Origin of the sequence: uncultured Thiodictyon sp., assembly GCA_903837595.1 — a bacterium.
Lineage (GTDB): Bacteria > Pseudomonadota > Gammaproteobacteria > Chromatiales > Chromatiaceae > Thiodictyon.
Genome location: CAILVI010000372.1, coordinates 51,404 through 61,960, shown reverse-complemented (window position 1 = coordinate 61,960; position 10,557 = coordinate 51,404). Strand labels below are relative to the sequence as shown.

Here is a 10,557-nt window from a genome sequence, read left to right as displayed (position 1 = left end):
GCATGGGTTCATCATAGGTCCCGGAGTCCCACCGCCATGGACGACATGCCCCCTTTACCGGATGACCCGGCGGACGCCGACGACGGCCTGGCGCCCGCGCTCATCGACGCCTTCATCACCCGCTGGTCAACCGCCACCGGCACCGAGCGGGCCAACTATCAGCTCTTCCTGACCGAGCTCTGCGCCCTGCTCGGCCTGCCCCAGCCGGACCCGGCGCGCGCCGACCGTGAGGACAACGCCTACTGCTTTGAGCACCGGGTGGTCTTCCAGCACGGCGACGGCACCCAGAGCCTGGGCTACATCGATCTCTATCGTCGCGCCTGCTACGTATTGGAGTGCAAGCAGACCGGCTTAGGTCTCGACACCAGCGGCTGGGACAAGGCGATGCTGCGCGCCCACGGCCAGGCGGTACAGTATGTGCGTGCCCTGCCCCCGTCGGAGGGCCGTCCACCCTTCGTGGTGGTGGTCGATGTGGGCCGCAGCCTCGAGGTCTATAGCGAGTTCAGCCGCAGCGGCGGGGCCTATATTCCCTACCCTGACCCACGCTCGCATCGGCTGCGGCTCGAAGACCTGCGCCGCGCCGAAATCCGCGCCCGGCTGCGCGCACTCTGGCTCGACCCCTTGAGCCTTGACCCCAGCCGCCGCGCCGCCCGTGTCACCCGCGACATCGCCGAGCGGCTCGCGCGGCTCGCCGTCTCACTGGAGTCCGCCGGCCACCCGCCGGAGGTGACCGCCGCCTTCCTCATCCGCTGCCTTTTCACCCTCTTCGCCGAGGATGTCGGGCTACTGAAACAGAACGGTTTCAGCGACCTGCTGCGCTCGGTGCGGGCGGACCCGGCCCAGTTCGTCCCGCTCACCGAACACCTGTGGCGCGACATGAACACCGGCGCCGCCTTCTCGGTGATCCTGCGCGAGCGAGTGCCGCGCTTCAACGGCGGGCTCTTCGCCCATGGCCAGGCGCTGCCGCTCGATCGCGACCAGCTCGATCTGCTGATCGACGCCGGCCGCGCCGACTGGCGCCAGGTCGAGCCCGCCATCTTCGGCACCCTGCTGGAGCGCGCGCTGGACCCGCTGGAGCGCCACCGGCTCGGCGCCCATTACACCCCGCGTTCATACGTCGAGCGCCTGGTCCTGCCCACCGTCATCGATCCGCTGCGGGAGGAATGGACGGCGGTCCACGGCGCCGCCTTCAACCTACATGAACAGGGCAAGGACACTGAGGCCATCAAGCTGGTCAGCGCCTTCCAGGTGCGCCTGGCCGGCATCCGGGTGCTGGACCCCGCCTGCGGCTCAGGCAACTTCCTCTATGTGACGCTGGAACACCTGAAACGCCTGGAGGGCGAGGTCCTGGACACCCTGGAGTCCCTGGGCCAGCGCCAACTGCTGATGGCGATGGAGGGCATCAGCGTCGACCCCCACCAGCTGCTCGGCCTGGAACTCAACCCCCGCGCCGCCGCCATCGCCGAGACGGTCCTGTGGATCGGCTATCTGCAATGGCATTTCAGAACGCATGGCGCGGTGAAACCGCCCGAGCCGGTGATCCGCGACTTCCGCAACATCCAGTGCCGCGACGCGGTGCTCGACTATGACCGGATGGAGTGGGTGACGGATGAGGCGGGCCGCCCCATCACCCGCTGGGACGGGCGGACACTAAAGGCCAGTCCGATCACCGGCGAGGCGGTGCCGGACGAGGCCGCCCAGGTACCCCAGGAACGCTATGTGAACCCGCGGCGGGCGCAGTGGCCGGCGGCCGATTTCGTGGTGGGCAACCCGCCCTTCATCGGCGCCGGCCCCATGCGCCGTGCACTGGGCGACGGCTATGTCGAGGCCCTGCGCGGCGTCTGGTCCGAGGTCCCGGAGTCTGCGGACTATGTCATGTATTGGTGGGAGAACGCGGCCGAGCTGACCCGCACCGGGCGGCTGCGCCGCTTCGGCTTCATCACCACCAACAGCCTGCGGCAGACCTTCAACCGGCGGGTGCTGGAGCGGCACCTCACCGCCGCCGAGCCCCTGTCGCTGCTCTATGCCGTGCCGGACCACCCCTGGGTGGACGCGGCGGATGGGGCCGCGGTGCGCATCGGCATGACCGTCGCGGCGGCGGGCGACTGGCCCGGCGTGATCGACCAGGTGGTGACTGAACGCAGCGGCCAGGGCGAAGGCCTGGACGTGGACCTGGCGCGGACCGAGGGTCGCATCCATGCGGACCTGCGTATTGGCGCGGACGTGGCCTCCGCCGTGCCGCTACGGGCCAATCGGGACATCAGCAACCCGGGTGTTAAGCTCCACGGTGCGGGCTTCATCGTTACGCCGGATGAAGCAAGTGCCCTGGGTCTCGGGCGGGTGCCTGGGTTGGACGCCCACATTCGGGCCTATTTGAATGGTCGCGACCTGACCCAGACCCCGCGCGGCGTGATGGTCATCGACCTGTTCGGTTTGACTGCCGAGCAGGTTCGCTCGCGCTTTCCGGAGGTTTATCAGCGCGTTTTGGAACGGGTGAAACCCGAGCGAGACCAGAACAAGCGCCAGAGCAGAAAGGACAATTGGTGGCTCTTCGGCGAGACCAATCCGAAACTGCGGTGGCAACTCACCGGGCTGCCCCGCTACATCGCCACCGTCGAGACCGCCAAGCATCGCACCTTCGTCTTTCTGGACCAGGGCATCCTGCCGGACAACATGCTGATCGCCATCGCACTGGACGACGCCTGGACCCTGGGTATCCTCTCCAGCCGGGTCCATGTGTACTGGGCGCTGGCGACCGGCGCCCGCCTGGGGGTCGGCAACGACCCCCGGTATACCAAGACCCGCTGCTTCGAAACCTTTCCTTTTCCGGCCCCGGCGGGGCCGGAAAAGGAAATCAGGCAACTGGCCGAAGACCTGGACGCCCACCGCAAGGCGCGTCAGGCCCTGCACCCGGGGCTGACCATGACCGGCATGTACAACGTGTTGGCACAACTGCGCCGCGGTGAGCCCCTGGGGCCGAAGGAGAAGCAGATCCACGAACAGGGCCTGGTCTCGGTCCTGCGCCAACTCCACGACGAACTCGACGCCGCCGTGCTGGCCGCCTACGGCTGGGCGGACCTGACGGCCGCGTTGCTCGCCGACCCCGTCTCGTTCCCACGCGCCCGTAGGGGCGGGTTTGAAACCCGCCCCTACGAGCCCACGCCAGAGGGTAGGAGCCAGAACAGGTCACTCCCACCGCTTGAGCTGGACGCAGCCGGTGTGGAAGAAACCATCCTGCAACGCCTGGTCGCGCTGAACGCCGAACGCGCGGCCGAGGAACGCCGCGGCCTCATCCGCTGGCTGCGCCCGGCGCTCCAGAATCCCGGCCAGCCGCCCGGCGCCGCTACCGTCCAGACAGGGGCGGAACTGGCCGCCACTACTCCCACCGCAAGCGGCCCCAAGCCCGACTGGCCCAAGACCCTGCCCGAGCAGTTCCAGGCCCTGCGCGCGGTACTCGCCACCCGCTCCGGCCCCAACAGCGTCGCGGACCTGGCCCAGTGCTTCACCCGCGCACCGCGTGCCCGGGTCGCCGAACTCCTGGAGACGCTCGCCAGCCTCGGCCACGCCCGCCGGCTGGAAGATGGCCGTTACCTGCCCGGATAGCCGCACCTATGCAAAGCGCAGTAGCCATAGCAATCGGTGACTTTCTTCGGGTCTTTCACACGGAAAGCGCGTCTGACGAGGGCCTTGCGCACCTCATAGAAGTTCTGGACCGGCTCGCCTGGTTGGCCCACGGTGTGAAATATGAGTTCGATGAGCGCGATTATCCCGAGCCAACACCGTTTGATCGTCGAACCAGTCTGGTGATCGCCGATCAATGGCTAAGAGGCATGCGGCAACCAGATGAGAAATCGACCTTTATGGCCACTGACGCCATCATGGACCTGTCTGAGATCGTCGACGACATGACAGAAATCAGCTGGCGATTCCAGAACACATCATCTGCAGATGCGTTATTCCACTACCAACTGGGATTTTATTCGCACTGGGGACATCACTTGCGCTCGCTGCAAAAGTCTATTCACAACTGGTATTGGTAAACCCGTAAACTGAGGTCACCATGAGTGTTCAGGAACAACGCATCGACGACTCGGCCCAGCAGGCGCTGGCCGTGACCATCTACAACGACGGTCTGGCCCTGGTGAAGGACCTGCGCCGCCTCACCCTGACCCTGGGCGAAAACCGCCTCGCCTGGCGCAATGTCTCAGGCCGCATCCGCCCGGAGACCGCCCTGTTGTCCGAGACCTCCGGGACGCTCCAGTTCAGTCTGTTGGAACAGAACTTCGACTTCGACCTGCTCACCCCCGAGAGCCTGCTGCGGAAATACCTGGGCCGCCGGGTCCAGGTCATCCGCACCAACGCCGCCGGGGAGCGCACCGTGGAGGAGGTGTAAAGCGTCGTTAGAAATGCGAAACCAAAAAGGCGCGAAAGTCAGAAAAAACAGGGGGGTGGGGTCTCGGGACTATCACATGATTTGCGACAGAAACGACCGTGATCGGGCGTTAATCAAACAGGTCGCGCTGTAAATCGGGTGAAAATGGGGCGTGAGCGGGGGCGATAGTGCGTGCGCGGCGGCGGGTGTAGCCGTAGCGGACGGCAAGATCGTTGGCGGTGCAGCCGGCGGCGCGGTCGGCGCGCATGGCGGCCCAGATGGACTGGCGCAGCACCTTGTCGACCTTCGGCCAGTCGGTAGCCAGGCCGCCGAACTCGGACTGACAGAGGGCTGCGAGGGCCGCGGGGGAGAGACAGGCGCGCAGTTGGGGCGTGGCAAGGGTCGGGTCCGCCGGGACCCATCGCCGCTGCCCGCCCCAGGTCTTCAGCAGGTTCACAGCATCCTCGGTGCCGAGGAGGCGAATCAACTTCCGGATCTGCGGGGGCAACAGCGAGGGGTCCAGACGCTCCATTATGCCTCCAGGCTCACGCCTTCGCGGGCGGCCCAATCCTTGAGCCCTTCGATGCACAGATGCAGGCTCCTGACGCTGGCCCACTCAATGCGGTCTTCAGTCACCAAGCGCCGGCACCACTTCAGCATGGCGCCCTCGCTGCGGTCGCGCACCGTCCCGGCCGCGGCCAGCGCGATCCAGAGCGCGCAGACCTTGCGCCACTGCGCCCGGCGGGCCGGGTGGCAGCGCTGGATGATCGACGACTCCGAACCCCCGGAACGCTGCCAGCCTGCCGTCTCCATCGCCGCCAGCGCCGCCTCGATCTGCGCATAGTCCATGGTCGAGGCCGACGGACGCCCCTTGTAGATGGTCGCCCCATGGGCGGCCAGATGCTCCCGATACTGATCCTCAGTCCAGCCCAGGTCCCGCCGGGCGATCCCCAGCAGCGCATAGGCGCGTTGACGGTCCGACAACTGGCGCTTAGCGGCCATGTGACACCCCCTTACACAGACGCCAGATCGATCGGGATCGGCAGATACTGATCTGCCTCCCCGCGCCGGTAGACCCGCACATAGACCGCGGACCCCGAGACCTCGATCGACTCAGACAGGGCATCCATCGCGGTCTGCCAGCGAGGATCATCGATCTCGGTACGCAGCAGTTCCAGCACAGGCCCAGTCCTCAAATCGCCCTTTTTGTTCGCCACGAATGCCCGATCGATGACCGCCTCAATGTTCCCCACGATCGCGTCGACTTCTGGACCTCCCCCGTTCGCCCGGAGCCTCGCCACCCACGCCTCAAAACACTCACCGACCAGTTGTTTCGCGGCCTGAATCTCCACCCCGAACGAGATCACATCGCGGTAGGTCCGCTGGACCTTCCACAGGCCGTCGAAGGTCGTCAGCGTCATGTTCCCCCGCTTTCCCCCAATCACCGCCTGATACTCCTTCGCGACAGTCGCCGCCAGATCAGCCATGTCCCCCAGCGAGCGCGCCTTGTAGTCCTTGAGCAGCTCGTGAAGCAACAGCCCCTCCAGGGCCAGACTACGGGCCACCTCATCCTGCAGCCGATCCGCCTCCCGCACGTTCGCCAGTCGAACCAGCCGCCCGGCCGCATCCATCATCCAGCCGTCCGGAATTTCCTCCCCGGCCGGCAGACCGACCACCGCCTCCGCGATGGTATCCGCCATGCGATCCACCACCGCCAGGATGCCGACCGGCGTCGGCCGCCCGTCAGGCCGCCCCAGATCGACCGCCACAAATCCCGGCTCGCGGCCCTCCTGGTCCTCGATCTCCACCGCACCCGCCGGCGTCGCCCCGCCCCGCAAGACCGCCAGCACGTCAGTTACCAGTCCCATGATCCTCTCCCGTCGACTCCGCGAGCCGACTCTCAGCGATTGCGATTTGCCGGTGCAGAGACTCCTGCGCCAGCTCCGAATGAGCCCCGGCCAGCATGGCCCGCAGCCCCCTGATTTCCCCTTGCAGATGCGCGCGCGCCAGTTCCGGCCGGGCGCGCTCCGCGGCCACCGGTGCCGGCGCCGCCGGAGCATGCTGCCCGCCAGACGCCTCCGCCCGGTTCCACACGATGCCCGCCAGATAGCCGTTGGTGGTCAGCGGGCGCGTCGCCTCGGTATGCCCGCCCGCGATCAGGCGCATGGCATCGATCCAGGTCGGCAGCGGCGCCGCCCGCGCGATGCCCTTCTGGCGCACCGACCCGGCCCGGATACGTGCCGTCAGGTCCTCCAACACCCGCACCACGGTGCGCGCCTGGGGCGCCTTCTCCGGCACCGCGAACCAGTCGACATAGGCCGCAACCGCTTCCGCGAACTGCGCCCCGGAGACCGAAACCAGCGCCAAGGCCGCCGTCCATGCCTCCCGCGCCGCCGCGGACTCCAGGACGGCGACCAAGGGCTGACGGGCGCCGCAGACGGTGCAGACGACTTCAGCGGGCATCGCCTGCCGCCCGGCCAGAGAAGGCCACCTCCGCGCAGAACTTGACGGCGGTGCATCCCACCTGGAGCGCCTCCCGATAGAGCTTGCTGGCGCTGGGTTGCTTCGCCTTCACCTCGTCCCACAGCTCGTCCAACTCCTCGAGGATCACCGCATAGCCCTCATGGGGACCGCGGTAGGCCCCATGCAGCCGGGTCGCCCGGTCGACCTCCGCACTCAGATCCACCAGCACGTCCCGCACCCGCCGCAGCCGATCCGCCGCGCCGGCCGGCATCTCAACCGTCCAGTAGGCATTCACCTCACGCACCGACAGCCCCGCAGTCCCCAGCGTCTCTGCTGCCCGCTGGGCCAGCACCAAGGCCGCATCCTTCGCAGCCACATCAGACGCCCCCGGTTGATCGAGGACATACGCCAGCAGCGATTGGATCGCATCGGCCAGCCGTTCTTCTCTTTCGTTCGCGGGGGCGGAGTGCGGGGCGCGAGATTCAGTCTCGCCATCCAGACGGGCTTTGATGCGCGGAAACAGCGTGTCCATCGACTCCACAGACAACCCCGCCGACAGCGCCCGGGAGGCATGTTCGACCAGGACATTGCATGCGCGGTGCGCTTCTCCGGCATCACGACTGGCATCCCCAGCAAGCCACAGTATTAGCGTGTTAGTCGCGTGCGCCTGAGCAATGGTGAAGGCCATGACTAATCCTCCACACTCAGCCCAAGCGCCTGCTTCGCCACCGCCCGCACCAAGGCCGGCGACAGATCCTTCCCCCGTGCCAGCCCAAAGTCCCGCAACCCCGGCAACAGCCCCTCCACCAACACCCGCATGGACGCCCCCCGCGTCTGCGCCCCCGTGTCCTTATGCTGCCGCCCCCCGGCCGCCCGCCACAGCGCGTTCAGCACATCCAGCGTCACCGCCTCCCCCTGATCCGCCAGGGCCGCGCGGGCGACGGCCTCGATATCCTCCCGCGGCACCCCGCGCACCGTCTCCGGGCGCAGATTGGTGCGGCTGCGCAACTGGTCGAACACCCCGCGGCCGATCACGTCATCAATGGCCGGAGTCCCGATCAACACCAGACCCACCTCCGCCAGATCGCGGATACGCCGCAGCGCCTCCAGCGACCGCACCCCGCGGTCCCGGCGATGCGGCGCCGCCAGCGTATCCGCCTCATCGATCATCAGCACATGCACCGACCCCTTCAGCTTGCGCACGATTGCCGACAACCGCGCCGCCGCCGAGGCCCCCGGCGCCAGCGACAGCTCCAAGGAGGTGCCGATCTCCGCCAGCAGATCGCTGGTCGACATCTCCCCCGTCGCCTCGATCAGCGTCAGTTGCGCCGTGGAGCGGGCCAGCTCCCGCGCCGCCCGGGTCTTGCCCGTGCCCACATCCCCCGCAAACACCACCACGCTGCGATAGGTGCGCGCCCGGCGGATCGCTACCCCCAGCATCTGATGCACACTGCCCGCCACATAGGGCACCGCCACCACCTCAGACTCCCGATCCGTCGCGCTCTCGATCGCCGCCAACGCCAGGCGCAGTTGCTCCGTCGGGCTACTGGTGTAGGTGCCGGACAGACACATGCTGAGCGTCCCGCGCACCACCCCCGCCAGCCGGGCCAGACTGGTGATGGAGCGCTCCGGCGACGCCTCCAGCCACAGCGCGATACGCTGCGCCGCCGCCTGGTCCTCCGGGGTGTAATGGGCCGCCCACGTGCGTGCTGACGGGCCGTTGTTCGGGTGTAGATCAGTCACTGTTGCCGCCTGTGCCATGTGATATTCTCCGGTTCGTTTGGTTTGGGCCGGCTTACGCCGGCTGTGCTCAGAGGGCCTGGCCGGTTGCGTCGGCCAGGTCCTCAATCTTCCCGATCAGCGAGATTTTCGCGGTGCGTGTCCTGCGATCCCTCATCTCCATCAAGACCAACCCCGCCGCCGCCAAGTCCTCTGCCGCCGTGTAATCCGTGCCAACGACGAACATCCCGACCTTGACCCCGTTCTCCCGCCGCTGCTCCAACTGCGCCAACAGCGCGCGGTGCCGTGGCGTAAACCGCTCGTTCTAAACCATCAGTCATCCCCCCAAATATCCAAGTCCAGCTCATCTGGACTGGTCTTAGAAACCCCGATCTCCCCGCGGGCCAACTCGTCAGCCAACAGCGAGACCTCCCCGGTCTGATCCTCGATCGCCAGGAGCGACTGCGCGGCGTCGACCATCACCGCCGCACGGTCCTTCACCTCCTGCACATGCACCTCCAGGCGCTTCAACGCCCCCTTCTCCCGATTCGCCCGCACGTCCTCCAGCACACTCGTCTTCAGCGCCGCCCGGCGATGCACCAGCAAGGCGTCACAGATCCAACGTCCGTCCGGCGTCAGCACCCGCACTGAACGGTCATCGTTCACGTCGTACTCCACCCACACCTTGCCGTCGCGCAGGGCCGTCTTGTTGTAGGGCGCCAAGGCCGTGTGCTTGTACTCGCGGCCTTTCAGGCTCACCGCCTGGCGGTTCACCACTCGCTCCTCGCGCGGCCACCACAGCCCCTCGCCCGGCCCCAGCGGCGTGCGCACGAACGACTCCGCCCACACCTCCCCCCGGCTCTTCCCCTTCACCTCCGGGTGCTCCCCCTGGTGGTAACCCACCAACCAGGACCGCAGCCCCTCCTTGTACTGCTCCAGGGTCGGCAGCGCCGACGGGTCCTTCTCGAACTTCTTCAGCAGCGCATCCTTCGCCTCCGGGTCCATCGAATAGCCGCAATAACTCCACCAGCGCCGCCCGAAACTCTCCTCCAGCGTCTTGAAGAACCGCTCCACCACCTTGGCCCGCGCGTTGTAGGGCAGGGCAAACATCGGCGTAATGCCCAGCCGGGCGAAAAAGCCCGTCGCCTCATCCGTGTGCATCTGCGCCTTAAAGCCCGAGCCGTTATCCACATGGATCATCGCCGGCACATGGTCGTGCTCCTTGATCGCGTGGCTGAGCGAAAACAGCGTCGTCAGGCCAGACTCGTTCTCACTGATCCACCACCCCGCCACACAGCGCGAGCGCCAGTCCAGCCACACCGTCATCTCCGCCCGCCACACCTTGTGGCCCGTCGGGTGCTGCAGATAGACATCGATCGTGTGCCCGTCCCCCACATAGCAGTCACCCGCCCGCATCCCCTCCGTGGTGCGCCGCACATAGTCCCCATGCACCGCCTTACGCAGCCGCGGACCCATGCGCCCATCGGTCAGCACCGTACTGGGCAGGCTCGCCAGATAGCGCCGCACCCGCTGTTCCGTCGCCGTCGACTGCCCCTCCTCGCGCAGTTGATTGGCCACCTCCGCCGCCGCCCGCTTGGACGGCTGCTGATACAGATGCAGCGCCCGCGCCTCCCAGCCCGTCACCGCCCGTTCCCGTCCCCGATGCTTCGTATCCAAGGCGGCCACCGAACCCGATTCCCGCATCTCCCGGTACTGCGTCAGCCACCGATACAGCGTCGCCCGGTCCGGGCAGTCCGCGTGATTCGGCCGGATCAACCGACAGGCCGCCGCCACATCCGTGGGCAGCGTGCCCGCCGTCCAGGCCGCCTCAAAAAGTGCAATCCCCGCGGCTGCCGCCTCCGAGCCCGCCCGCCCCGCCAACCCCAGCAGGTGCTCACACACCCGCCGCTTGGCCCCCGCCTTGGGGGACACCAGCCGGGCGGCGGTTGAATCGGCAGTGACCAGATGCATGGGGGGGCGGATGGCGGCAACCTTGGCCACGG

The 10,557-nt window shown here is 67.4% G+C and carries 11 protein-coding genes; 3 read left to right on the top strand and 8 right to left on the bottom strand.

Going from position 1 to position 10,557, the window contains the following annotated elements; all coding sequences use genetic code 11:
* Positions 1–36 precede the first annotated feature (36 nt).
* From QZY44_RS21650 to QZY44_RS21640, 3 genes are read left to right on the top strand one after another with little or no spacing between them, the layout of a single operon-like run.
* On the top strand, positions 37–3,603 hold the full coding sequence (locus tag QZY44_RS21650; RefSeq protein ID WP_295452065.1) for a DNA methyltransferase: 3,567 nt from the start codon (positions 37–39) through the stop codon (positions 3,601–3,603).
* Positions 3,604–3,611: 8 nt separating this feature from the next.
* Positions 3,612–4,040 carry a hypothetical protein gene (locus tag QZY44_RS21645; RefSeq protein WP_295452061.1) on the top strand — a complete coding sequence of 143 codons (429 nt, stop codon included), beginning with the start codon at positions 3,612–3,614 and terminating at the stop codon, positions 4,038–4,040.
* A 20-nt stretch (positions 4,041–4,060) separates the two neighbouring features.
* On the top strand, positions 4,061–4,393 hold the full coding sequence (locus QZY44_RS21640; RefSeq protein WP_295452057.1) for a hypothetical protein: 333 nt from the start codon (positions 4,061–4,063) through the stop codon (positions 4,391–4,393).
* 109 nt (positions 4,394–4,502) lie between these two features.
* Here the strand turns inward: QZY44_RS21640 and QZY44_RS21635 are convergent, their stop codons facing one another.
* From QZY44_RS21635 to QZY44_RS21600, 8 genes are read right to left on the bottom strand one after another with little or no spacing between them, the layout of a single operon-like run.
* Entirely contained in the window at positions 4,503–4,904 is a 402-nt protein-coding gene (locus QZY44_RS21635) for a hypothetical protein (RefSeq protein WP_295452051.1), read from the bottom strand.
* Complete coding sequence (locus QZY44_RS21630) at positions 4,904–5,374, bottom strand: regulatory protein GemA (RefSeq protein ID WP_295452046.1); 471 nt, start codon at positions 5,372–5,374, stop codon at positions 4,904–4,906. The genes QZY44_RS21635 and QZY44_RS21630 overlap by 1 nt, the downstream gene beginning before the upstream one ends.
* Positions 5,375–5,385: 11 nt before the next feature.
* Entirely contained in the window at positions 5,386–6,240 is an 855-nt protein-coding gene (locus QZY44_RS21625) for a DUF3164 family protein (protein WP_295452042.1), read from the bottom strand.
* Positions 6,224–6,835 (bottom strand): hypothetical protein, encoded by a 612-nt coding sequence (locus QZY44_RS21620; protein WP_295452039.1) that lies wholly within the window; start codon positions 6,833–6,835, stop codon positions 6,224–6,226. The genes QZY44_RS21625 and QZY44_RS21620 overlap by 17 nt, the downstream gene beginning before the upstream one ends.
* The gene (locus tag QZY44_RS21615; protein WP_295452035.1) at positions 6,825–7,523 is read right to left on the bottom strand and encodes a hypothetical protein; all 699 of its coding nucleotides are present in this window, start codon (positions 7,521–7,523) and stop codon (positions 6,825–6,827) included. The genes QZY44_RS21620 and QZY44_RS21615 overlap by 11 nt, the downstream gene beginning before the upstream one ends.
* 2 nt (positions 7,524–7,525) lie before the next feature.
* Positions 7,526–8,596, bottom strand: coding sequence for an ATP-binding protein (locus QZY44_RS21610; RefSeq protein WP_295452030.1), 1,071 nt, complete (start codon positions 8,594–8,596; stop codon positions 7,526–7,528).
* Between the two features lie 49 nt (positions 8,597–8,645).
* Positions 8,646–8,846 carry a hypothetical protein gene (locus QZY44_RS21605; RefSeq protein ID WP_295452024.1) on the bottom strand — a complete coding sequence of 67 codons (201 nt, stop codon included), beginning with the start codon at positions 8,844–8,846 and terminating at the stop codon, positions 8,646–8,648.
* A gap of 41 nt (positions 8,847–8,887) precedes the next feature.
* Positions 8,888–10,555, bottom strand: coding sequence for a Mu transposase C-terminal domain-containing protein (locus QZY44_RS21600; RefSeq protein ID WP_295452019.1), 1,668 nt, complete (start codon positions 10,553–10,555; stop codon positions 8,888–8,890).
* Between the last annotated feature and the right edge of the window lie 2 nt (positions 10,556–10,557).

Coding starts and splice junctions, on each gene's coding strand:
- QZY44_RS21620 (WP_295452039.1), bottom strand. CDS start 6,835: ATGCCCGCTGAAGTCGTCTGCACCGTCTGCGGCGCCCGTCAGCCCTTG.
- QZY44_RS21650 (WP_295452065.1), top strand. CDS start 37: ATGGACGACATGCCCCCTTTACCGGATGACCCGGCGGACGCCGACGAC.
- QZY44_RS21640 (WP_295452057.1), top strand. CDS start 4,061: ATGAGTGTTCAGGAACAACGCATCGACGACTCGGCCCAGCAGGCGCTG.
- QZY44_RS21625 (WP_295452042.1), bottom strand. CDS start 6,240: ATGGGACTGGTAACTGACGTGCTGGCGGTCTTGCGGGGCGGGGCGACG.
- QZY44_RS21615 (WP_295452035.1), bottom strand. CDS start 7,523: ATGGCCTTCACCATTGCTCAGGCGCACGCGACTAACACGCTAATACTG.
- QZY44_RS21645 (WP_295452061.1), top strand. CDS start 3,612: ATGCAAAGCGCAGTAGCCATAGCAATCGGTGACTTTCTTCGGGTCTTT.
- QZY44_RS21635 (WP_295452051.1), bottom strand. CDS start 4,904: ATGGAGCGTCTGGACCCCTCGCTGTTGCCCCCGCAGATCCGGAAGTTG.
- QZY44_RS21630 (WP_295452046.1), bottom strand. CDS start 5,374: ATGGCCGCTAAGCGCCAGTTGTCGGACCGTCAACGCGCCTATGCGCTG.
- QZY44_RS21610 (WP_295452030.1), bottom strand. CDS start 8,596: ATGGCACAGGCGGCAACAGTGACTGATCTACACCCGAACAACGGCCCG.